Here is a 24,478-nt window from a genome sequence, read left to right as displayed (position 1 = left end):
CAAGGAGACACGACATGACGCACCGCTCCATACCAACCCTCTCTGTGAGCATTCTCCTTCTCATCGCACTTGCCGCCACGGGGGCCAAGGCCGCCGGCTCCTCTGGTTCCCAGCCGGCTTCACCCGCTGTTCCTCTTTGCACAAGCCTCTACAAGAAAAAGGTCGTACCGGCCAAAACGTTGCAAACCATGGTCCGTTCACACGAACGTTGGGCAGAGTATCGTGGGAATGCGAATGCCAGGCGGCTTGAACTCTGCCAGGCCGATTTGACTCGTGCGGCACTCGTCGAAGCAAATCTTGAACGGGCACACCTTGAAGGGGCGGTCCTCCGGCAAGCAAACCTGTCTCGGGTCTCACTCATTCAAGCCAGTCTTGCTGGGGCTGACTTTTCAAAAGCCAGCTTAAAGGACAGTAACCTTTCGGGGGCCGATCTTCGGCGTGCCAGATTCACCGGTGCGAATCTCTCTCGTGCCATCGGTGACGAAGCCGCTCTGTTTGATGCTGTTCTCACCGGCGCCACGTTGCGGGAATCTGCGTTCGAGCGAGCTCAATTGGAAGGGGCCGATCTCACCTCGGCCGATTTGACAGACGCAAACTTCATCGAGGCGTACTTTTATGGAGCAATTTTGAAAGGCACCACCCTGGTGAATGCCGATCTGACAGGCGCCGACCTGCGTCGTACAATCCTGACCAATGCGGATCTCTCTCGTGCCAACCTTCAGGGCGCTCTGCTGGACCATGCACAAGTGGAGCGGGCTCAGCTGGTCGAAGCTGACTTGGAAAGCGCCTACCTGGATGAAACGAACTTGCGCAACGCCAACCTCCAGGAAGCCATTCTACGTGGCACAGACATGCGGTATGTCGACCTGCACGGTGCCGACCTTCGTCACGCCGACCTGGAGGGAGCCAACTTGGAAGAGGCCGTCCTGGTCAAGGCAATTGCCAATTCGGCGAAGCTCCGCATGGCCATTCTCTACCACGCCGTGCTCGACGACGTCAGTTTCCAGGGAGCCCAACTGAACCGTGCAGTCCTCATCGGAGCCAGGGGATCGCGTGCCAACTTCACAAACGGCGATTTGAGAGAAATCTACGCCCCAAAATCCACGTTCCAGCACACTCACTTCAACAAAGCCGATCTGAATTCGGCTAACTTCGTCGCCGCAGATCTTCGTGGATCGAATTTCAGCCACTCCAACTTGACCCAATCCAATCTTCAAGAAGCTAACCTCCAGGATGCCACCTTTGAAGGAGCAGACCTGAGCGGCACTCGGCTCGACTCAGCGGACCTGCACCGCGCAAACTTCAAGGGTGCCATACTCTTGTCGGTCACAGGCCTCACGCAGACACAACTCGATCGCGCCTGCGTCAACGAGCATACGCAATTGCCTCCTGAGCTCAGCCGACCCACTCCTTGCACGGCGATTCGGGAGGAGAAGCGTCCATGACCGATCGCTCAACGCAAGCCGTACAGATTACAGAGGAACGGCTAACCCTGGAGGGCCTCCTCAGTGCTCCTCCTCATGCGCCCGGGATGGTGATCTTTGCGCATGGCAGCGGGAGCGGCCGGTTGAGCCCTCGCAACACCTTCGTTGCACGCCGTCTCCAGCAAGATGGAGTCGCCACTCTGCTCCTGGATTTGTTGACGGAAGAAGAAGCCGACAACCGAGACAAAGTATTCGACATCGATCTGCTGGCAGATCGTCTGCTACTGGCGAAAAGATGGTCGGAAACAGATCCCCGGACAGGGCACTTGAAGATTGGTTACTTCGGCGCCAGCACCGGCGCTGGGGCAGCTCTTCAAGCAGCTGCGAGAGAGCCATCGAACATCAAGGCCGTGGTCTCGCGAGGAGGGCGCCCGGACCTGGCAGAATCCTATCTGCCGTCGGTTACGGTCCCGACTCTGTTGATCGTCGGGGGTCACGATGAACCCGTTATTGAAATGAACCAAGTCGCCTATGACTTGCTGGCCTGTGAAAAACGGTTGATCATCGTCCCCGGTGCGACACACCTCTTTGAGGAGCCTGGGACGCTGGGCCAGGTTGCGGAACATGCCGGGAAGTGGTTTCAGCGGTATTTACAGTAAATCCTACTCGTAGTGTGTACGGCTCAACAACTTCAACAGTCCGTACTGAATAAATAGGATGGCTCATGACCGCTCTACATCAACGGAACAAATGAAGGTGGGACCTGGTTTGCCCAGCGCACCGTCGAGCTGGAGCAGACTCACCCTTGCGCAACGATTCGCAGCCTGGGTTTTGGGCAAAGCTTACGCTTGCCTCAGACAGCAGTTTCTCTGGAGCACTTTAGTAGAACAAGGATTGGAAACTCACACGGGGCGGTTGATGTGAGGTCTCGAGTCGTTTGGGATGGCCCGGTCGGCACGTGCAGGTGTTCACACTGCGCGGCTAGCCGAGAGAGAGGGAGAGAACGATGGAGAGTAGGGAGGAGAAAAATTACCGGAGACTGGCTTTCATCTACTGCTTTACAACGCTCATCCTGAATCGTGTACCAAGCAAGAGTTGATACGGCCATGCCTGTCCATCGTCAACGTGTTTAACACGCTGAGATTTTCTCACTGGCACAGAGAAACGATACGCTGTCCTCAAAAGAACCGCTGTGGGACCACGATGATATCGTTCGGATAGACCGGGTCATCGAGCTTCACTGAAATTGATTCTTCTCGTCCATTGATCATGCGTAGTACCTTGGTCCGGTTCTTCGCGGCTTTTGGTGTAAAGCCACCCGCCATCGTAATCACCTTGTGTATGGTTAAGCCCTGCTCATACATGTAGTCACCGGGACGCCCCACTTCTCCATTCAAATAGAGCCGCGGAGCCTGCAGCACGATAATCAGGTCATTGGGAAGAACCGGCGTATCGATCGGCACCGTAATGGTTTGCGCACGATCCCCCGTTAAACGGGTCACCATCACCTCATTCCGATTGGCTCGTTCAGTAAAGCCTTCCGCAAGCGCGACCGCTTCACGAAAAGTCACGCCCTCTCTGTATTCAAATCCACCTGGCTTCCTGACCTCTCCACTGACCGTAAAGTTACGGTGTTTCGCAATAAATACGGTCACCTTCGGGTGCCGTAAGTACCCCGCCCGAAGACGAGTCGTCAACTCGTCCTGAAACTCCTGGACCGTGTGACCCTCAACAGGCAAGGTACCGAGCAGAGGAAAGGTAATCGTGCCATCACCGTCCACCGTGCGTTCCACAGAGAGATCGTCTTCGCCAAACACCTGTATGCGGATGACGTCATGCGGACCCAAGCGATACGTCTGTTGAGGTTCGGCACTCATAGCCGTGACAGTTCCCACAATCACCATCGCGATACATACAAGACCGACCTTGCTGATAACGGTGTGCGTCACAGGCGTTTTACCATTGAGATCATATTGTAGACAGGTCCTTCTGTCGTTTGCTGGAACATCACCGCCGTTCACGAGGCCATCCTCCTACCTTGCTTACGGTCGTTTAGTTTGAGATGTGCCCGCCCAAACTCATTCGTGATACTTCCGTGTCTGCCACGTCCCCTTGGGCTTCCGAATTGACCAGGGCTCCCGTGGGGGTGAAGGATGGCACCAACTCACGAAGAAGATCAATCACGCGATCAGCGTCCTGACGAGCCGCGGCCTGTTCCAGCATGGCGATTCGAGGCTGTAGCGCGTAGAGCGTCCACGGGCGGGCGGATCTCACCTTCATAATCTTCTCCAATTGTGATGGTTCAACCGCTTCTTCTCGCCCGACTAATTCCTCATACAGTTTTTCTCCTGGCCGAAGCCCTACAAATGATATCGCAATGTCTTCGTCCGGCATAAGACCGGCCAGGCGGATGAGGTTCCGTGCCAAGTCCACAATCTTGATTTGATCTCCCATATCCAGCACATAGATCGCACCAGCCTCGCCCATGGCGGCCGCATGCAAGACCAATTGCACGGCTTCTGGAATCATCATGAAATAGCGACGAATTTCAGGATGTGTCACGGTCACCGGCCCACCCGCCTTGATCTGCTCAAGAAAACGCGGCACCACGCTCCCGTTGCTCCCCAACACATTCCCAAATCGGACGGTCGTGAATCTTGTATGATCTCGTTCATCCAAGCTTTGTACGATGAGCTCAGCCACTCGTTTCGTCACCCCCATCGTGCTGCTCGGATTCACGGCTTTATCGCTCGAAATCATGATGAATTGGTCGACACCACAACGGGCGGACGCTTGAGCAAGAATGCGGGTCCCTCGGACATTGTTTTTAACCGCTTCGCAAGGGCTGGTCTCCATCAACGGTACATGCTTGTGGGCCGCCGCATGAAAGATGATGGCCGGCGAGAAAGTTTGTAGCACCTTTTCAACCTGCACGTCATCTCCGACATCTCCCACAATCGGGAAAACAGGGACTCCGCACACACGATCCATCAGTTCTGTATGAATGGCAAATAAACTGTTTTCATACCGCTCGAACAGAACCAGGAGACGCGGTTCAAGGACCGCAATCTGCCGGCACAACTCGGATCCGATTGAGCCACCCGCCCCTGTCACCATAATGGCTTTATCCTGAATGAGTCGACGGAGTGATGTGACGTCAAGTCCCACGGGAGTTCGTTCCAAAAGATCTTCAATCGCCAGATTCCGAATCTGTGTGATCTCGACATGACCATCAAGAATCGATTGGAGATTCGGCACCGTCTGAATTCTGATCTTATACGGCTCGAACAACTTCACGACATCCCGCATCACCTTGGGCTTAGCGGCCGGTATCGCCAACAAAACGACCTGAGGATCAACGGCTGACATAATCTGGGCGAGATGCCGGCGGCCGCCAAGAACCTGCACGCCATGAATACGCTTGCCTTTTTTTGTCGGATCATCGTCGATGAATCCGACTGGGTCATATTTGTTTGCGGAACTTTGTTTCAGTGCCCTGACCAGCCGCTCACCCGCCTGGCCGGCCCCGTAGACGACCACTCGTGTTTCGCGATTGGAGCGGTCATGTTCATGCACATATCGTCGACTCAGACGGACCCCCCCTAGGAGAACAATCACGAAAACCATGTCCAGTATGTAAATGGAGAGTGGATACGCCACGTATCCAAAGCCCCACCGAACAGTCAGGTAAAATACACCCGTTCCAACGATGGAAGAGACAATAATATTCTTGAGGTCCCAGATTCCCGTGTGCTTCCACACGCCTTGATAAAGTCGGAAAGTAAGAAAACTCAACAACCGAACCACCAGCAACAACGGGAGCATCTGCATGAACAGTCTCATTGCCCAATCTGGGACTGCCCCATCGAACCGGAGCCAAAACGCAAGATAATTGGCCAGACCGATCAATCCCAAATCGATTAAGACGATAAGAGGCGGGCGGAATCGGAGCAACGATGTCATCATGGCAATAGTCTTTATTCGTAAAAAATAGGGTTTAGGCCAAGACCGCCTCTCGGCTGATCAGCGAAGTGGCAGCACGGTGCTATGAGTGGCGGTCATATACCCGCTCTGCGTTGGAACTGGAGCGCCCATGAAGAAGCTCACGGCCATAGGGCATGATCCATTCATACAGTTCAGGAGAAACACGCCCGAGCATCGCGCCCCCTAGGCTGGGGAAGAATGATCGGACCTCTCGAAACGAGAGTCCTTTCTGGAGAGGTCTGAGCGGAGTGGCTACGATGTTTACCTCAAGACCGGAGCCGAAAAAGACAACGGCGAAGATCGCCGCCGCTCTCACCACATGGTCGCGCGATGTGACAATGAGCACGCGATCCACACCTTCCTGGATCAGCACACGGCGCATGGCTAAGGCTTCGTCCACGGTATTACGAACGCCGGTCGCACAGAGCGCCCTCAGTTTGCGCGCACGGATGCAGGCAGGATCAACCAAGGTGGAGAGCGTTCGAGGAGCGAATCCTTGTTCAACCAACGATGCGGCATGTCTCACACGCTCACGCTCTTGGGCTAAGACGACGATGACATCAGCTGGTTGTGGTCTTTCGAACAATGGATTGTGAATGAAGCCTGTGACCAGTTTGGGATGAAAGACCAGCCAGTTCAGCCCGTAGATCCCAGCGAGACCAATGAATGGCAGCAAGAAAGTCGCCAGCACGACCCCGCCGATTCTAGACAACCGGCTTCGCACAATGCCCATCCTGCTTGTACCGAGCCACGTGAGCGTCCCGACCGATCATGATCAGCCAAGCAGCCGTTCAATGAGGGAACAGACGTGATTAATTTCCTCCAGTGTGGTGTGGGAATACAACGGCAACGCGAGGCCCTCCCGACTGACCGTGGTTGTGTGCCGCAGTGTCGAGCTAATACGGTAGGGAAACCGTTGAAAGAGCGCGTGTGCATGAACCGGCGGATAGAAGTATCGTTTTGTCTGGATTCCAGCCACTTTCAGGGTCTCATAGAGTTCGTCACGACACAGTTTTGCACGGTCTGTAATAAACAGGACGAAATAGTTCCCGCTGGTCGTCCGATCAACAGGGAACTCCTGAACCCAACAGCCTGGAAGACTACTCAGCCGATCTCGATAGATCGCAATGAGTTCCCTGCGCGCTTTGACGAGTTCGTCCACCATGCGCAGGGAAAGGAGCCCGACCGCTGCATGAAGTTCACTCATACGGGCAGACAGCCCCAGCGAATGCATTTCCTCCCCGTTTACGGGGTCCTTTCCATAATCTCGTAGAGAGCGTACTTGCTCCGCGAGGGCTTGATTATTCGTTGTAAAGAGTCCTCCTTCGACCGCCGTCACCACTTTTGTCGGGCTCATCGAAAATACTTCACAGATACCGAATCCTCCCAACGGCCAGCCGTTGTAGGTTGCACCAAGCCCTTGCGCACTATCGAAATACACAGGCAGCCCCTTACGCTGGCCCAGGTCAAGCAACGCGTCATTATCGGGGGGCAACCCGAAGATCGACACCCCACAAATCGCCACTGTTTCCGGAGACAGATTGCGTTCGACATCCTCGGGGTCGATCGTGCACGTTCCCGGCAAACAGTCGCAAAAGACCGGAATCAACCCATTCCACAACAAGGCCTGTGCGGTCGCCGCAAAGGTAAACGACGGCACAATCACTTCCTTCCCCGCCGGCAACCCCAGCGCGCCTGGTACCATCATCAGCCCCGCCGTACAGTTTGACAGCGCCACACTGTACTTCGCACCGGTCTGCCGACACGCCTCTTCTTCGAGGAGTTTGACGGTGGGACCCAGCGTGACCATGCCGGAATCCCAGCTTGGCCCGATGAGTTGCATGATTTCATGCATCGATGGAAGTGTGGGACGTATGATTGAAAGCTTCATGGTTCTTCTCCTTCGGCATTGACGCCATTGGAATGTGATGAATCGAGATACCCGAGACGTGTGTGGAGGCTGATGTACTGTCAGTAGAGGAACGTCACGACACGGGACCGCACGGGATGAAGCGACCGGTCATATCTGTGCGTGTTATCGTGGCAACATAAGGATCGCCGGTTGTACACCGCCCTCGGCAAGGTAGGAGCGGGAAGATCCTGTCAGGTTCTGTACTCAGGGAACCACCTCGAATCTGATGGGAATAGTCTGGCGCATATACTGCCGCCTGGACAGCGACGATTCCAGGTGTTCCCTCACAGACATACAGGAAGAAACGAGTCGTTCGCTCTCGGCGAGACATGAACGGTCATGGGAAGACAGGGTGAGAGAGTCTCCTTCAGAGACACTGCAAACCAGCCGTCGTTCAGGATCGAGATGGGTGAGGCCTTGGAGTGCGACAGGGTCATCCAGAATCGAGAACGTGCAGACCCGGAAGAGGTCTTGGCCGAGTCGTCCAACGCGATAGGTAGCCAAGTTCGTCGTCAGCGTGAATTGAGAAAACCCATAGCGGAGATGCTTGACAGCAGCCTCATCAAGCCCCGAAACGGTATATCCGTGCCCATGATCAGGCTGCGTCAATGGAAGCGGCAGCTCAATCCACCTGGTGCGCGTTTCCAACCGTAGGTGCAAGGACCGATACCAGGCCTGTGCGCGAGGGGTGCCGGAAAACACATCGACGCTGAGAATGTCCTGCGATGGCCGACGGATTCTGCGGAGCCCATCCAGCATCAGAACAGTGCCCAGTCCTTGCCCACGCACACTCGGCGCCAGATAGAGGTGATTGAGATGCAAGGCCGCGTCGGTATGTCTCCAGCCGCACATGCCGACAACCCGCTCCCGCACAGTGCACACCACGTAGTCATCATTCTTGTTCCTTGCGAGCTCATCGGCGATGAATCGCGGGAGGTACGGACTCCCCAGAATCGTGATCCGTCGTACCGGCTCGCTCACGCCCTCACGCATAAGGGCAGCAATGGCTTCGCTGTCTCCCGGCCTGGCAGGTCGAATGAGGGCTTCCACTAGCATACCGTTCACCGCTGGAATGTGTAGAAGCTTACCCGCGATAGGCTGGGAAAAATCCGTCAATGGGAGCCCATACCTGACCCTGCTCCGCAGCCCATACCTGGCGTCGCTCGATAAGCTGCATATACAGGTCAGGGCTAAACACTCGGGTGCCGACCCTAAACATCTTCAGACTCTGGGGAGCAAACCGCTTCTTATAACTGAGAAGACCATCACTTTCCCGATGACTCCCACCGAATACCATGTGGCTCTTGTTGTTTTCACTACCCCAGACATTCGTTGCGTGGCGGAGGGCCGTGTTGGCTCTTTGCGACAGCCCTCGCTCAGTCGTACCTCCGAGAAAGGCGTAGGAATGGGTCTGTGAGATAAGTTGCAGTTCGGTCGAGACGACTTGATCTTCGTGAAGCGCATGGAAAAATATTACATGCCCAGGGAGGCGTTCTCGAAGCGACGTAAAGAACGTCCGTTTGAAGAAATAGTCGGAGGACGCGGCACGACGTTCCATAGTGGAGTAGTAGACTGACAGAAACTCTTCCAAACGATCACCATAGGGATCCACAACAACAGACACACCGTTCCGCACCGACTGTCTGAGAACTCCCCGTACAGATCGTTCGTAGTTTTTTAGAATCGCTTCTTCTCCTCCTCCCAACGGAATGACTACGGAGGGACCCTTTAGGATGACTTCACCCCTGAAGGGAATACTCTGGTCCTCAAATAACGGTAGCCGAGTGAAAAGTGATACAACATTCTGAGCCTTCGCCCATTGATCAAAACGATCCCAAAATGTCATTACATCTGGAGTGCCCCAGCTGAACGGGCCTCCGAACCCGTAGCACGAAGTGATGTCGAAGCAGCGGTTGCCGTCTGTGGCCCATGGCAGATCTTCTAGCGAGCGAAGCAAGAGGGGAAAGAGGACTCCGCCACAGGAATCTTCCATTGCGAGACAGATAGCCCGCTCCCCTGGCCGTCCAGACACCGAGACGTACTCGGGATGGGCCCAGACTTCTCGCTCCGGCCACCGTTGCCATATCTGAAGCCATGCCGATCGTTCCGTCGGATTCGAGGCATCCAAAACTCGTACTGAGGGGCTACCGATTACCTCCAATCCCGCATCGACGGATGATGGTACAGCTGACATATATATATCCATGTCACATGCTGTGCAGGTGGGTTAACGGGGCCACTATGGCTGGGGCCATAGTGGTGGGAATATCTGTGGGTCTGTATAGTCCGGCAGACCATTTTCTTGCTTACGTGCAAAATCGTCATTGTAAATTTTCCAGGGATCGCCCTTCGCATTCAGGAATACTCGAAACCGATTCGCCTCATCTTGCATATGAATGGCATAGGCAACACGTGGCCGATCGCTTTTGTTTGGGCCGCTGCCATGGATTGTGCGGCAATGATGGAAGCACACTTCGCCTCGACGAAGAGTCATGGGAACCTTTACGATTTGATCCTCTGAAAATAAATGTCGTTCCAACTCGCTCAAATCACGGCAATTGAACGTTCGCATATCCGCAGTGCCAGGCCATCGATGACTCCGGTCAATATACAAAACGGGCCCCATCTCTTCGGTACAATCCTGAAACGGGATCCACACCGTCAGCATGTTATCGGAGGAACACGTCCCCCAATAGGAACGATCGGTATGCCATCCGACTACAGAATCATTACCGGACAGGTTTCCAGGCTTGTAGACCAGCGAGTCGGCGAAATAACGGATCACGGAGGTGCCGGCGAGACGTGCGGCCATGGTGCCAAGCAACGGATACATGGCTAGGTCGCGTAGCTGTCGATTCTGCAATGCCACAACTTCAGCATTTCGGACCGTGTCCGGGTCGCCCGGCTTCCAATCAGAAAACCCACTGCTGGGCGGCAGTATCCAATCGCGTTCTCCATCGAAATGTCGCGAGACTCCAATAAACGCCTCATTCAATACAGTGTCCGGTATGATGCGCTTCGATCGATACCACCCATGTTGCCGATAAAAGGCTATGTCACCGTCTGAAGGTAGTAAGACTTCTTCCTCTGGGGTGAGAGGTTTCATTCAATTCTCTGATTGTAGTTGGATAAAGAAAGAACCTGCGGACGGATGCTTTGTGAAACGGCTCAGGAATATGGAACACGCACAATGGCTTGACGGTCGACATTATGTGAGACGGTCATCCCTGCCCCGACGATCGACGCTTCACCGACGACAACACCTTCCCGTATCACTGCGTTGCTACCAATGAACGAATGCCCCTCGACCTTGGCTGCTCCGTTCACGATGGCGGCAGTAGAGATATGGCAATGGTCTTCGACCACGACGTCATGCTCAATCAGTGCTTTGGTATTGATAATGCAGTTCCGCCCCACGGAGGCGTAGGCATTGACGATTGCGTGATGCATGATGATCGTTCCCTCCCCAAGCACAGCCTGGCGTGACACATGAGCCAACGGGGAGATGATGATGGGGAATACAACATCCAACTGTTTGAGGTGCGTGAACAATCGAATCCTCGGCTCTGGGGACTTAATCTGCCCGATCGTGATGAAGAAGTTGCGACAGGACCGCATCAGTGACGGGAGATCTTCCTCCCGACCCAGTAATGGATAATCGGTAAGCATCAAGTCTTCTGTTGGTTTTTCGTCGATAATACCGCGAATCGTGAACCGACCGTCCATTTCGATGACATCAATGCAGGAACGACAATGGCCACCTCCGCCGATCAATATCAGATTCTCTTTGTATTTCATCACATTATTCTAGCGCACACCATATCAGTGAGTACCTCGTTAACGGGAGAGTGGATCTGACGGCGTGCCCTTAAAATTACCTTCCCAGGATGGGTCGTCAGGATGCATGATGCCTTCCCGCCTAAGCACCTTCCAGGGCGTCATCAGGATGATCTTACAATCCAGCCAGAGCGAGCGATGATCAACATACCACAGATCCAAAAGAAATCGGTGCTGCCAGTTGGCGAAGTTCCTTCCGTTCACCTGAGCCCAACCGGTCAGTCCGGGAGGAACGAGATGGCGACGGTGCTGTTCCGGACTATAATGCGACAGGTATTCCATGAGGAGGGGCCGCGGTCCGACAAGGCTCATATCTCCCTTGAGAACATTCAGGAGTTCAGGAAGCTCATCCAGACTCGTGCTGCGCATTAGCTTACCGAATCGCGTGAGGCGATCCGTATCGGGCAAGAGCTGCCCATCAGGTCCGCAAGTCGTGGTCATCGTGCGGAATTTATAGAGGGTAAACGGTCGACCGTACAGCCCAGGACGTTTCTGCGCGAACAAGACCGGCCAACCATGAAACATCCCTGTCGCCACGGCCGTAAGGCCGATGATCGGAAGAAGGAACGGGAGAAAGCTGATGGTCACCACCAAGTCGAACATGCGCTTCCCTGGAAAGAGGCGAGTGATCGTCACCTGGGATGGGTTGATCAGAGGGTCCATGATAGGGTCAATTTGTGCGCTGCATGGTGTGCGATGCAATCAGGGGATCATCGAGAATCAGGACCGGGTCATTTTTCTTTTCCAGATGACGATACTCGGGGAAGAACTCGGAAGACGCAGGGACACATCCCAACTGTTTAGCAGTTTGGTTCAGCGCCGCGTGTTTCGCGTCATCAACAACGATGCGATAGCTGTAGAACTGACTCCGCATTGGAGAGAAGCCGGACTTGAACTGAAACAGCGAATCTTCACTGGCCCCTACACCACCGCCAAAATGAAACGTATGGCACGATTGCTCTTGAGCCCAGCGCCACATGAAATCCACGACTAATTTCGAAGGCGAACGGCGCTGGTACTGCGCGGCTGTTGCCCCAAGATGATGCTGAGCGATTCCCTTGGTGACGATCAGCAAGCCGGCTGCCGCGAGTTCATTGGCACTCGTCAACGCACAGACAAGATGTATCTGAGACCCAAGCTTTGCCCGCAGATTCTCAAAGTAGTCCGGCGAAAAGAAGTACTCCTCTTTGGCGCCCACCCGTTTCATATTGGCATGATACAAGACGATGAACTCCTGAAATCGGCTCCAATCATCAAGCGTACAATGGAAACCCAACCGAATAAGCCTTTTGATGTCACGTTGATGATTCGTCGACACCTGCTGCCAGATGTGCTCTTTGGATTCAGACAGGTTGATGTACACAGTCGCCCCATGCTGAATCAGTTGGCCGAATCTCTCCAGCGGGGCTTGCGCCAGCGGGAAGAGCGGGTGGAGACGAAGGAAGGCCGTCACAATTCCGTATGCTCTTGCGATGCGGCAAAACGCATCGAGGAACGAGGGCAACTCCTCTTGCGAGGGGGACAGCACAATGCCCGGGTATCCATAGGGAGAAACGCAATCGTACCAAACCCGTGGTGCCTTGAGCGCTGCGGGTATCGTCCGGATAAGCAGGGGAATGAGACAGGTTGCCAATCCGTATTCCGCGTAGAAGGCCACTGGCATCGCGCCTGCTTCAGCGGCAACCACCTCAGCATACTCAGGCAAGTCATAGAAATCATGGGGGGTTCTCTGTAAGAACTCCTTCCATCTCGTATCACGGCGATCGATGAACTGAGCGATCATGTGTAGAGCTTCTTCCACGCTCGGAGCAACTGGCTTCGGATGGACTCAGCGCTTCCTCTCTGTCGGCGAAGCCTAATTGAGATACAGGTACGGTCGTCCCGCGTTTCAGTTCATCATGGGTGACGGGCGTCACGTGCAGGTGACGCTGACGCAACGATCAGCGGTACGATACGGTCTCCGATGTATTCGGCCACGGTCTTATTGGCGAGCGCAGTGAGATGGCAATCATCGGTAAACGCATCTTCCTTGACTCCTCCGAAGATGTCGGTCAGGTCGACGAATGAGGCTCCCAGGTCGGCCGTTACCTGCCGGAGTTTTTCAGTGACCATCGGCCGTGCTCGGTTTTTGAACTGCCGATAGTTGACCGGTTTCCCGTTGATGAATTCGGCCAACAGGTCCTGCTCGAACTCTGTCAACACTTTGTGCTGGTCAAATAGCAGATCCGGTTGAAGAGCGAACACAGGCACAACCCCTTCGTGTCGGAGGACGAGCCCATTCCGTTCAACCATCCGGATGAAGTTGGTTTCGGCGTTCTCTTCGAGATTCCGCAGGGCATCGTCCACATCCAACTCACGACGGGGCTGGGGGGAAACATTTTTGATCGTCGACCAGAGCGGGCGAAGCTTCTTCCCTGCGAGGTACACCAGATGACTCTTGCGATAGAGCCAGAACCCGGTATAGCTGATCCACGCCTTGAAGGAAGGCTCATCCAGATAGAGGTGCGACCATTCCCGGTATGGATAATCGCGGAACTGATCATACCCCTTCTCCCATGGATAATAGTCGTTCGTACCATCAAGAAAAATGATCATGTCAGGGTGATACTTCAAGATCGTCTGGTTGAGATAAATCAAATGATGATGACTGGAATGGCTGGGGATGCCGGCATTGACCACCTCAAACCGACGAGACGGAATGTTGCGGTCCAGAAATTCCTCCACGTAATGATCGATGGTCTCATTGTTGCCAAGCACCGGATACTTGAGATGCCCTTTCGGAGACAGTGAACCCAAGCCATAGGCAGTCGATCCTCCCATAAGGAAGATGCGGTAGGTGTTGGGGGGTTTCGCTAGAGAGACATCTTCGGCCCTGCGAAATCCCTGTCCATTGTGAGTGACGCCTCTGGTGTCCCGATAGTACGGGGTCGGATGGATGTTCTTGTAATCATCAAATTGATGCATCATTAAATGATGCCCGTCGTAACCTTCTGCTGCACGCAGATAGGCATAGGAAAGCAGCTCCAAGCAACCTACGCTGAAGCACAGGGCGAGAATTGCCCCCACGATTACGGTTCGTCTGGTGATGCGGGTGCCCGGAGGGGTCATTCTGCTGTTTCCTTGATGGGCCTGTCTGGATCCATGTCGGATGGGTGTACCACCATCTGTCTTCTCATGACGCGCTCGATGAGGCATCGAGCGTCGGTTGAGCGAGCGCAGACCGCCAAAAAACTTGAATCAAGCCAAGAGACGCAGCCTTTACTACTCTGTATATCGAAGGACACGTGTCTGTGATAGACCTGCCGGGTCAGCGTTGTTGTTCAATGGAGAATTGTCGCGGCATAAAGGGAGTCAAACCGTCAATACCGATCGACCCGCGCGAGATCATGACCATTGCTCCCGTGGGCGATCGGCCCGCTCGCTTTCGCTCCGTGCATTCCGTGCATACGGATGCTCCCCGTGAGGCTTCAAACCTCTGCTGAGCAGACAGCGCACATACTCGTGATACACGGCCTGCCAGATTTCCTCAGGGCGAAATTCCCGCAGGACCCACTTCCGTGCCGCCTCCCCATGCCGCCGGCGCAGTGCAGGGTCACGCACATAACGCTGTAGCCCGACAGCAAGCGCGTCCGGATCGTAGGCTGACACAAGGGTTCCCGTGATGCCGTCCTGCACTGCATCCAGACATCCGGTCACGCGCGTGGCGACGATCGGCACTCTCATGGCTGCGGCTTCCAGCAAGACGAGTGGAAAGCCCTCACGATGCGTGGGCAACACCAGGATATCCATCGCACGATAGAGTGGGGGCGTGTCCCAGTTTTCTCCAGCACACTGCACATGGGGATCCTCTCGCAGCCGTTCAAGCAACCCTGGTGGCGGCGGATCGCCGGGCTCCTCCGGTCCAATGAGGAGGAGGTGCAGATCTGTATGTTCGCGCCTCAGCATCCTCCAGGCAGAGTCCAATTCGGCAAGTCCCTTCGCACGCGCCAAACGGCCCACAAATCCGATGACGGTGGCATCAGCCGGAATACCATATCGGCGCCGGGCCTCACTTCGCACAGAGACGTTCAATCGATCTGGATTGAACTCGCTCTCGGCATCGACACCATTGCAGCTCCCTTGCAACAGAACGTGGATTTTCTCCGGAGGAGACAGGTGCAGATCGACGGCCAGAGACCGTACCGAGCGGCTGACGCAGAAAACCTGGGAGGCCATCCGACAGGAGACCGCTTCGGTGGCCATAAGGATCCGACGAGTGAGTCCCGTGGCTGTAAGAAAGGGCAGTCCATGCATGTGGTAGATTCGGACAGGAACCCTTGCAAATCGTGCCGCGAGCATTCCGAGCAAGCCGCCTTTCGGCGTGTGCGCATGAACGATATGCGGGCGAAGGCGACGGAACAGCCGCCACAGTTGAAACAGTGCCACAAGATCTCTGAGCGGTGTAATCCGCCGAGCCATTGGCACCGGGTGAACCGTGACAGATTCCTCCGTAGCGAACTCTGTCAAGGCTGTCCCCGGAGCTGAGACGGCATGGCTTTCGAATCCCCTGGCCCTCATATAGGCCGCTTGGCCAGCCACAAAGCGGAGTGATAGCGGAATAGTGGTCACATGAATCAGTCTTATGGGAGAAACCGTCATCAAGATCTCAGTCTGCGAGAGAGAAAATAGGACGTGACGTGATCCGAAACGATGTAGTAGGCCGACTATCAGCACTCAAGAGGACACCGGTGCTGTTCAGGCCAAGCCTGAACTCTTAATACGTGTGTTTAATTCGACTCAATGCTCGTTGCCCACAAGTTTTTCCATTTGGAGCCTAAAACAACGTGTAAATGAATGGCGCGACCGCGGACCCTTGGGTCAACACAATCAATGTGCCAAACAAGAGAAGCACCAAAAGAATCGGCAACAACCAGAACTTCTTGCGTTCGTTCATAAACGCCCACAACTCCATCAGGAATTCGCCCATACCTGCTCCTTTATTGAGGAGAATGCTAGAATTGGTTTCGCATATGCTGGCGTGGCCGTGGAGCTCGCAGGATGCGATAGGTGTCCGTCCCTTGCGTCAAGACCTGCTGCATCGGGTCCTTCCCCATCAGGCGCATCACCAGGCCCATCGGCGTGATCAGCAGATAATACAGAATCCCCAGGATAATCTTCGTATTGATGGCGCCGAGGATGTGACCGACCTTCATCCATCCCGCATGCCCCTGTGTCAGGCTCTGGGGGGCCACCGCACCCAACACCATGAGCAGGCTCCCGAGCGCCATCGCCCACACCCGTGGGGACTCACTCCGAACCACCAACGGCCACAGTCCGATCACGGCAAACACGCCGCCGACCACGAGCCCGAACTGGCGCAACTCTTTGACAGTCGCTTGATGATTGGATCGTTCCATCGTGCGATCTCCTAATCCAACGCGAATTCTTGCTGCCAGTTGGTATCGTGTTCCATAGGCTTCTGATTGGTTTTATAGAGCACACAGTTTTCCAGGACCAGCACGTCCATTTCGGTCCGCATGAAGCAGCGATAGGCATCTTCCGGTGTGGACACAATCGGCTCCCCTCGCACGTTGAAGGACGTATTGACCAGCACGGGATAGCCCGTGAGGGCTTCGAACGACTTGAGCAACCGGTAATACCGCGGGTTGGTCTCTTCATGGACGGTTTGAATGCGGGCCGAGTAGTCCAGATGCGTCACGGCGGGAATATCGGACCGTGGCACGTTCAACAGCTCAATCCCCCACAGCTCCGACTGGTTGGCCGGCAGCGGGAGGCGTCGTTTCTCTGCGACCGGGGCCACCAGCAGCATGTAGGGACTGTCGGAGTTCATCACAAAGAAATCCGCGACCCGTTCTCGCAGGACCGACGGCGCAAAGGGCCGAAACGATTCACGATACTTGATCTTGAGGTTCATCACGGATTGCATCTTCGTATTTCTGGCATCTCCGAGGATGCTTCGCCCGCCGAGCGCGCGGGGCCCAAACTCCATCCGGCCCTGGAGCCACCCGACCACCTTGCCTTCAGCAAGATCCTGCGCAACCCGTTCACAGAGCGGCTCCTCGTCCAGCCGTTCATACGGCGCGGCGATCTGTGTGAGATACGATTCAATCTCGTCGTTGGTATGGCGCGGCCCCAGATAACTCCCGCGCATCCGGTCCACACCGGTGGACACTCTCGGGTGATCCTCATAGCGATACCACGCGCTCAAGGCCGCCCCGACCGCCCCGCCCGCGTCTCCCGCCGCCGGTTGAATCCAGATCCCCTTGAAGGGCCCCTCGCGTAAGATCCGCCCATTGCCCACACAGTTGAGCGCGACGCCACCGGCCAGACAGAGATAGTCCACGCCCGTTTCGTGATGGAGCGTGTTCGTCACCCGGAGCATGACCTCCTCGGTAACCTCTTGGACCGACCGGGCCAGGTCCATTTCCCGTTGAGTCAACGTACTTTCGGGCTTCCGGGGAGGGCCGCCAAACACATCGTCAAATTTATTCCCCGTCATCGTCAAACCAGTACAGTAGTTAAAATAGTCCATGTTCAAGTGAAAGGTTCCGTCTGGCTTAAGATCGAGGAGATGGTCATAGATTTGCTTCACATATTTCGGTTCGCCATACGGAGCCAGGCCCATCACCTTATACTCGCCTGAATTGACCTTGAATCCGGTGTAGTACGTGAAGGCGGAATAGAGGAGCCCTAGTGAATGGGGAAAGGGAATCTCCCAGAGCGGGGTTAAGTTGTTCCCTTCGCCGAGCCAGGCCGAGGTGGTCGCCCATTCGCCGACACCATCCATACAGAGCACGACGGCCTTGTCATAGGGCGACGGATAAAAAGCCGAGGCCGCATGCGATTCATGGTGCTCACCGAACAAGAGCTGAGGCAGTTCCGATTGCGTCATTCCTGGCGCCAGGGCGAGGAATTCCTTGGCGAGTAGGTTTCGAAGGAACAGCTTTTCTTTGAGCCACACGGGCATGGCCGCAACGAACGACTGGAGCCCCTTGGGCGCAAAGGCCAGGTAGGTTTCGAGCAATCGCTCAAATTTCACCAGCGGCTTATCATAAAACACGAGATAGCGGAGGTCCCGGAGGGTCAGGCCGCCCTCCTGTAAGCAGTAGGTCACGGCCTGCGCTGGGAACCCGGGATCATGTTTCTTCCGGGTAAACCGTTCTTCCTGCGCCGCCGCCACAATGTCCCCGTCGCGAATCAGGCAGGCCGCACTATCGTGATAAAACGCCGAAATGCCAAGAATATGATTCATAATTCCCCTCCTCTTCACATTTCGGCCAGCGCCGAGAACGCATGATCATCCACTACGCTCAGACAACGCTAGAGTCTGTCGACATTCAATTCATCCAGACCAGAGTCGCGGCACGCTAGATACTGTTGATGAGATTACAAGCGCATGTGGCGTAACACGTTGCGGTGGCTACAGTCTCGCCCTAAATACGTGACTTCTATCAGAAAGACCCTGCTCCATAGCTACGAACGAGGTGGCACTGGTCAATCTGTACGCCCAGATGGCGACTGTGAGGAAGATCACGGCCCGCAGACTTTCCTTGGTTTCATCGAGCGTATCGCCCATGATGATGTTCTCGCCCACAATCACGTAAAGCGCCTGCGTCGTAACAATGTGTACCGGGACAAGGCCGGCGATCCACCAGGGAACAATCGGGAGCCCAATACGCGCCGCCCAGGTACGGAGAGTTGCACTGTAGGCGCTAAATATCGGGACCAACGTGCACAGTGTAAGCTGAAAAGCAGCCAAGAGGCGGTCCATGACGAGCAGACGTGCCCAGAATGATTTTTCAACACCCTCCGCCGTCTGCCCATGAAACCAGGCAAGATTGTGTAGGTTCCACTCATCTTGTCGATTGATGTCCTTGAGCCAATCCGGAACGGGATAGGCAAAGAGTCGCTGGCCCCAACTGATTTCCTCACCAAAGCAGATGAAGCAGAGCATCCCGAGGCTGAAGAGCGCCAGAGGGTTGTCAAAATAGTTGGCCCTGGATTCTCCTGGAAGCTTCGATGAGCGATACGCGGCTATCAAAAAGAGGATACTGGCGAGCAGAAAACTGAGCGCCCCCATATTCTCGATCGGACCATCCTCCATGCCCAACCAGACGACTGTCTCATCTGAGCAGAGCAGCAGGGCCGCCTGTCCAACCAGTAACAGATAGGCCAAAACCATGACTCTCAGTGGAACAGCAATATCGTGACGGAGCGGCTCTCCCATGTCGATCTCTCCTCATCTGTCACACGTGATACCGAAATCAGATGCCCTGTGTTTCATAGACTGCATGCCACCTCCACCCCCGATCGCATGGGTCGCTGTTGGGAATCGAACCAGGCTTGGAACATGAGGGCGTCCCACAGAATACGCCAGTCCTCCTTCCCGGATTGATGCTCGCACCATTTGCCTCGAATGAGGTCCGGGTTCAGGAATCCTTGATCTTTCAATCGCCTTCTATCCAGGAGTGCTTCGCCCCAGTCCTTCAGGGGGCCGCGTAGCCATGCGCTGATTGGCACAGCGAACCCCATCTTCGGTCGCTCGGTCAGAGTGGGTGGAACGTACCGGGAGAGTACTTGCCGGAGAATCCACTTGCCTCGTCCGTCGCGAACGTTCATGGAGACCGGAAGTTGCCAGGCAAACTCGGCCACGCGATGATCCAACAGCGGCACGCGTGCTTCCAAACCCACCCCCATGCTGGCGCGATCCACTTTCACGAGGATGTTGTCCGGCAGATACGTGATCAAGTCGGTGTACATCATCCGACGGAGGACGCCGGAAATCCTTCCCCACTGGGTCCGATCGGTAAACGCCGTCGGAGGCTCCGACGACCCGATAACCACTGAGTCTGGAACATCCCAATGCGTGATGATCCCCCGATACATGGCTTCGACAGAGTCCGTTGGGAGAAGCTCCGCTAGTTTTTTGAGCCGAAGAGCTTGGTGCTGCAGCCGGAGGCCCTTCGGACAGATCGGCTCGACCATTCGAAGCAGAAACTCCCATGGCGCCGACGACAACGCAGTCAATCCTCTTCCAGACAACAGCCGCAGAGATCGCGGCCACCAGCCAATCAGTTTCCAAATACGTACTCCGTGGAGATAGGTATCATAGCCGGCAAACAGCTCATCCCCGGCATCCCCCGACAAACAGACCGTCACGTCGCGGCGAGCCAGTTGAGAAACGAGAAACGTCGGTATTTGTGAGGCGTCGGCAAACGGCTCGTCGTAGAGTGTGGGAAGTCTGGGGATGACCGCTATGGCTTCTTCAGGGGCCACATAGAGCTCGGTGTGATGTGTTCCAAGATGCTTCGCCACCGCTTTGGCATAGTCTGCCTCGTTATAGGCCGCCTCGTGAAACCCGATGCTGAAGGTCCGGACAGGCTGCGTGCTTTGCGCCTGCATGAGCGCGACGATGGCCGAAGAATCGATACCCCCGGACAAAAACGCGCCCAACGGCACGTCCGCTTCCATCCGAAGTTTGACCGCATCTCTCAACAAGTGATCCAAGTGCGCAATGGCTTCCGTCTCCGTACCAGCGAAAGAATTTGCGCTACCCTGTTCGGCGACAGCTCGAACGGACCAATAGGGTATGGAGTCTGGAGGGGAACCTGCTTCCGGATCCACCGTCAAGATCGTTCCAGGCAAGACCTTTGAGATACCACAATAGATCGAATAGGGAGCGGGAATGTAGCCGTGGCGAAAGTAGAGCGCCAACACATCTCGATCGATATTGGCTTCGAAGTCCGGATGCGCCCGCAGAGCCTTGAGTTCCGACGCAAACATGAATGTCTTCCCCATCCACCCGTAGTACAACGGCTTCTCACCAAATCGGTCACGAGCCAGGAGGAGCCGGCGCTCGTCACGATCCCATACGGCAAATGCAAACATGCCATTGAACCGTTGGACGGCCTGATGAACACCCCACTGTGAAAATGAAGCAAGCATGATCTCGGTATCCGAATGGCCACGAAACGTATGTCCAAGGCATTCCAATTCGCTGCGTAGGGCCCTGAAATTGTAGATCTCGCCGTTGTAGCTAAGTGCGTAGCGGCCTGAGTCCGAGTGCATCGGCTGATGACCGAGCGGAGAAAGGTCTAAGATCGACAAACGGCGATGAGCCAACGCGATACCGGCAGATGGATCGGTCCAGACCCCCGAATCGTCCGGCCCTCGATGGTGCAATGTGGCAGCCATGGCCGCAACTGTCACTTCCAGCTCCTCTCTCCTACTGCGAGGAACAATCTCACAATAGCCTGCGATGCCACACATAACGACGCGTCACTCCGTTCAATTCAATGCAAAGGCTCGTGAATCTGGCCAGATTGATTGGTGGCCACTTTAAGCGGCAGGTAAGATTGCAAGGTCTTCAAACAGCGCTTGATAGCGATCGACGATATCCGGCAAATCAAAATGGTCCTTAATCCGTTGTCTCGCCTGCAATCCTGTCCGGAGAAGCTGTTCTCGACCAAGATCAAACATCTGTTCCCAGGCTCCCGCTAATGCCGTCGCATCTCGCGGGGGAACCACAATGCCGGTCGGCCCTACGATGTGCGCTGAATCACCAACATCCGTCACAACACAAGGCACCCCACAACTCATCGCTTCACTGACCACATTGGCGAAACTTTCACCGAAGCAGGACGAGGACGTGGCCAGGTCAAACGAGGCCATCAGTTGCGGCACGTCCTCACGCCGTCCCAGCAGACGACAATTCCTGCGAATGCCGGCATCATCAATCCACGCGGCAAGTTCTCGGTTGTCCCAGGTCACATCTTCGCCGCAGAGTACAAAATGGACTGATGGTCGCTTTGAGAAAATAAGTTTGGCTGCCTGCACAAAGTTCTTGTGGTCCTTCTGAGGGTGAAATCTTCCGACCAGACCGATTACGGGGACCTCGGTGGGAATAGCGAGAGCATGTCGAGTCGCACGGCGTGCGTCAGGATCGGGTTTCAATGCTGTCAGATCGACGCCGTTGGGGATGACCACCATCTTGTCGGCTGTATAGCCAAAGGCAACGTGAGCCTCACGCGACGCCTCAGAACAACAGACAATCCGTTTGGGAATCCAGCGGGACAATCGAGCGCAGAGCTTGACCGTGGGCACTGTCAACGGACCATACCCCTGAGTACGCGGGTCACTATGCCGGACTCCCCACGCGATCGGAATGTGCCCTACCAATCGAGCTGCCACACCCCCGAGTAAGTCTGCATGGTACATCCAGGTTTGGATGACATGTGGACGGTCCTGACGAATCCAGTACAGAAGTCGCCCAATGGACGCTAGATTCGGTTTGCCGGGTTGCATCCCGAGTGATCGAACGGGAATTCCTAGTTGTTCAATTTTTTCACTGACCGGCCCGAGCTGGATAAGTGAGATGACTGATGGCACGAAGCAGTGGCGGTCCAAGCGCGAGAGCAGTCGAAGTAACATTAATTCAGCCCCTCCAGCATGCAGACCAGTCGTGAGAAACAGAATCCGTTTTGGAGTCATGGGACTTTCCTACTGTTCAAGAGACGCACGTGATAGGACGAGAGGCGCCGACGAGGGCCACAACCTTTCAGAATCTGGGGTGTCCGTACACGAGCCTAGGTAGTCAGACAGATATGACCATGAAGGCCAATCCACACACATCACCCCATACATGCATACAGTGCGACAAGAATACGCCTGATATGTTTTGCGTTCCGAACTATATAAAATAACAACTATTCAATAGGTTAACGAAAACTGGTCAGGTCACGTGCCAGCAGGTACTAAAATTGCCTTCATCAACGGCATCCATTTGGCAATGCTGTTCGTCATCGGGAAACGCACCAAAATATGTGAGCTCATGAAAGGATTCGATATGACCGTCCTGTTCTTCTTATCGATGGTACTGCTTCCCCTGCATAGTTGGGCATTTCTCACCGATACCGCTGTACATCCACAGTCGACCGGGCTTTCCCTACCCACAGCAGGCTCGAAGGCAACCGACCACGTGTTTGGATCCACCATCCTACGTGTGACAGACTCAGGGGATGGCAGCGGTGACTGCATGACGTTCTATTCGAACATGCCCTCTCTGAACGTCAACAACACCAAAGTCGCGGCACAATGTCGAGTTGTTGGGCCTAAGCGCTTCAAGGTCTGGGATTTCAATGCGTCGACGATGACACGTTCTAACGGACGGACTCAAAGTAATCCAGTAGCAGGAGCCCAAGAATATTTCCCACAATGGTCTCGCACCACTTCCAACAAATTTACCGTGTGCGCACAAATGAATCTTGTTGAAGTGACCATTCCCGATGGGACCTCGACCGTCTGGACGAACAAAATCCTTCGCAATTTCACGACCGACTTCCCCGGTGCGACCAGAGTGACACAGCATTCCGTGTCAAACAATGATGATGTGTTTGCTGTGATGTCCAATACCGGGGGCTATGCCGTCTGGAGACGCAGTACGAATTCCATTCTCCTGAGGGTGACCAACGCAACCGGTCTCAATGAAGTGGAGATTGATAAGAGTGGCCGTTATCTCGTAGTAAGGAGAAGTGGGATAACAGCTATCTGGGACCTGCAAGCCGGACCAACCCAAACACAAGTCGCGGCGACACTGGCTTTTAGCCATCGCGCCATGGGAAATAGGATCGTCGGCAGCGCCTGTAATTACCGTCGGCTGTGCGTACGAAATCTGGCGACACCAAACACCGTGACGTTCATCCTGCCGAGAGATTCATGGACCTACTATACCCACGATGATCATTTTGCCATGCCCAGCGGCAGTGATGCCTGGATGACGGCAAGCCGCTATTCACGAACCGGAGGGCCTGTGCTGCAAGCGTTCGATAACGAGATCGTTCAGATCGCTACGGATGGGTCGAATCGAGTGCGACGGATCGCCCACCACCGCAGTGTCGTCGTGAACAATAATTACGATGCTCAACCAAAGGCATCGGTCAGCCGCGATGGAAACTTCATTACCTTTACGAGTAATTGGGGAAACCCCAGCGGCCGCAAAGACGTCTATCTTGTTCGGGTCCAGTCCACAACTGCGACCACACGAGCGGCCCCCACCAACCCACGAATTGTCCGGTAAGGGAGCAACAGCCCACGAGACAGGCTGACGAGAGTCTTGATTTCGATCCCTAAGCTGCATCGCCTTTCAGGTTTCTCTGCGCAGAAATGTACGTCGCGACTGACGGTTCCCTCCTCGGTTGGACAAGACGGCCCTGTATTTAGTGACTCCCTAAATAACAAACTGGAATATCCACCAGATACGGAATAGGGTGGTACGCACCCCCATGGCCCTGCCTGGCATGCTCGTTGCCTCGGTAAAGGTCAT

General features: G+C 55.0%; 21 protein-coding genes. 3 read left to right on the top strand and 18 right to left on the bottom strand.

From position 1 onward, the window contains the following. The first annotated feature begins 14 nt into the window (after positions 1 to 14). Positions 15 to 1,445: a pentapeptide repeat-containing protein gene (locus tag IPM58_08610; GenBank protein MBK9307135.1), complete on the top strand. Its 1,431-nt coding sequence runs from the start codon at positions 15 to 17 to the stop codon at positions 1,443 to 1,445. Continuing rightward, positions 1,442 to 2,083, top strand: coding sequence for an alpha/beta hydrolase (locus IPM58_08605; GenBank protein ID MBK9307134.1), 642 nt, complete (start codon positions 1,442 to 1,444; stop codon positions 2,081 to 2,083). The genes IPM58_08610 and IPM58_08605 overlap by 4 nt, the downstream gene beginning before the upstream one ends. Positions 2,084 to 2,602: 519 nt before the next feature. Here IPM58_08605 and IPM58_08600 read toward each other — a convergent pair. The 18 genes from IPM58_08600 to IPM58_08515 form a co-directional block, all read right to left on the bottom strand. Further along, entirely contained in the window at positions 2,603 to 3,445 is an 843-nt protein-coding gene (locus tag IPM58_08600) for an SLBB domain-containing protein (protein MBK9307133.1), read from the bottom strand. Positions 3,446 to 3,476: 31 nt separating this feature from the next. Then, on the bottom strand, positions 3,477 to 5,390 hold the full coding sequence (locus IPM58_08595) for a polysaccharide biosynthesis protein (GenBank protein ID MBK9307132.1): 1,914 nt from the start codon (positions 5,388 to 5,390) through the stop codon (positions 3,477 to 3,479). 79 nt (positions 5,391 to 5,469) lie between these two features. After that, entirely contained in the window at positions 5,470 to 6,132 is a 663-nt protein-coding gene (locus tag IPM58_08590) for a YdcF family protein (GenBank protein ID MBK9307131.1), read from the bottom strand. 51 nt (positions 6,133 to 6,183) lie between these two features. After that, on the bottom strand, positions 6,184 to 7,299 hold the full coding sequence (locus tag IPM58_08585) for a DegT/DnrJ/EryC1/StrS family aminotransferase (protein ID MBK9307130.1): 1,116 nt from the start codon (positions 7,297 to 7,299) through the stop codon (positions 6,184 to 6,186). 225 nt (positions 7,300 to 7,524) lie between these two features. Next, positions 7,525 to 8,376 carry a GNAT family N-acetyltransferase gene (locus tag IPM58_08580; GenBank protein ID MBK9307129.1) on the bottom strand — a complete coding sequence of 284 codons (852 nt, stop codon included), beginning with the start codon at positions 8,374 to 8,376 and terminating at the stop codon, positions 7,525 to 7,527. Between the two features lie 28 nt (positions 8,377 to 8,404). Further along, positions 8,405 to 9,514: a GNAT family N-acetyltransferase gene (locus tag IPM58_08575; GenBank protein ID MBK9307128.1), complete on the bottom strand. Its 1,110-nt coding sequence runs from the start codon at positions 9,512 to 9,514 to the stop codon at positions 8,405 to 8,407. 45 nt (positions 9,515 to 9,559) lie between these two features. After that, positions 9,560 to 10,426 (bottom strand): phytanoyl-CoA dioxygenase family protein, encoded by an 867-nt coding sequence (locus IPM58_08570; protein ID MBK9307127.1) that lies wholly within the window; start codon positions 10,424 to 10,426, stop codon positions 9,560 to 9,562. Between the two features lie 62 nt (positions 10,427 to 10,488). Next, positions 10,489 to 11,121 carry an acetyltransferase gene (locus IPM58_08565; GenBank protein ID MBK9307126.1) on the bottom strand — a complete coding sequence of 211 codons (633 nt, stop codon included), beginning with the start codon at positions 11,119 to 11,121 and terminating at the stop codon, positions 10,489 to 10,491. Positions 11,122 to 11,157: 36 nt separating this feature from the next. Next, positions 11,158 to 11,760, bottom strand: coding sequence for a sugar transferase (locus IPM58_08560; protein ID MBK9307125.1), 603 nt, complete (start codon positions 11,758 to 11,760; stop codon positions 11,158 to 11,160). A 67-nt stretch (positions 11,761 to 11,827) separates the two neighbouring features. Continuing rightward, a complete protein-coding gene (locus tag IPM58_08555; GenBank protein ID MBK9307124.1) occupies positions 11,828 to 12,940 on the bottom strand; it encodes a GNAT family N-acetyltransferase in 1,113 nt (370 codons plus the stop codon). 113 nt (positions 12,941 to 13,053) lie between these two features. Beyond that, positions 13,054 to 14,265, bottom strand: coding sequence for an SGNH/GDSL hydrolase family protein (locus tag IPM58_08550; protein MBK9307123.1), 1,212 nt, complete (start codon positions 14,263 to 14,265; stop codon positions 13,054 to 13,056). 276 nt (positions 14,266 to 14,541) lie between these two features. Then, positions 14,542 to 15,795, bottom strand: coding sequence for a glycosyltransferase family 4 protein (locus IPM58_08545; protein MBK9307122.1), 1,254 nt, complete (start codon positions 15,793 to 15,795; stop codon positions 14,542 to 14,544). Positions 15,796 to 15,970: 175 nt separating this feature from the next. Beyond that, positions 15,971 to 16,123 carry a hypothetical protein gene (locus tag IPM58_08540; GenBank protein ID MBK9307121.1) on the bottom strand — a complete coding sequence of 51 codons (153 nt, stop codon included), beginning with the start codon at positions 16,121 to 16,123 and terminating at the stop codon, positions 15,971 to 15,973. A 25-nt stretch (positions 16,124 to 16,148) separates the two neighbouring features. Next, the gene (locus IPM58_08535) at positions 16,149 to 16,553 is read right to left on the bottom strand and encodes a sxtJ (protein ID MBK9307120.1); all 405 of its coding nucleotides are present in this window, start codon (positions 16,551 to 16,553) and stop codon (positions 16,149 to 16,151) included. Positions 16,554 to 16,564: 11 nt separating this feature from the next. Beyond that, positions 16,565 to 18,409, bottom strand: coding sequence for a carbamoyltransferase (locus tag IPM58_08530; GenBank protein MBK9307119.1), 1,845 nt, complete (start codon positions 18,407 to 18,409; stop codon positions 16,565 to 16,567). Between the two features lie 168 nt (positions 18,410 to 18,577). Then, positions 18,578 to 19,384, bottom strand: a complete 807-nt coding sequence (locus IPM58_08525) for a hypothetical protein (GenBank protein ID MBK9307118.1) — start codon at positions 19,382 to 19,384, stop codon at positions 18,578 to 18,580. 53 nt (positions 19,385 to 19,437) lie between these two features. After that, positions 19,438 to 21,426, bottom strand: coding sequence for an asparagine synthase (glutamine-hydrolyzing) (asnB, locus tag IPM58_08520; protein MBK9307117.1), 1,989 nt, complete (start codon positions 21,424 to 21,426; stop codon positions 19,438 to 19,440). 69 nt (positions 21,427 to 21,495) lie between these two features. Beyond that, positions 21,496 to 22,632, bottom strand: a complete 1,137-nt coding sequence (locus IPM58_08515) for a glycosyltransferase (GenBank protein ID MBK9307116.1) — start codon at positions 22,630 to 22,632, stop codon at positions 21,496 to 21,498. Positions 22,633 to 22,897: 265 nt separating this feature from the next. Here IPM58_08515 and IPM58_08510 point away from each other — a divergent pair, with 265 nt between their 5' ends. Next, positions 22,898 to 24,232 carry a WD40 repeat domain-containing protein gene (locus tag IPM58_08510; GenBank protein ID MBK9307115.1) on the top strand — a complete coding sequence of 445 codons (1,335 nt, stop codon included), beginning with the start codon at positions 22,898 to 22,900 and terminating at the stop codon, positions 24,230 to 24,232. The last annotated feature ends 246 nt before the right edge of the window (positions 24,233 to 24,478 follow it).

This window comes from Nitrospira sp., assembly GCA_016715825.1.
Classification (GTDB): domain Bacteria; phylum Nitrospirota; class Nitrospiria; order Nitrospirales; family Nitrospiraceae; genus Nitrospira_D.
The sequence above is the reverse complement of the archived record's forward strand: the minus strand, read 5'-3'. Positions and strand labels throughout refer to the sequence as shown.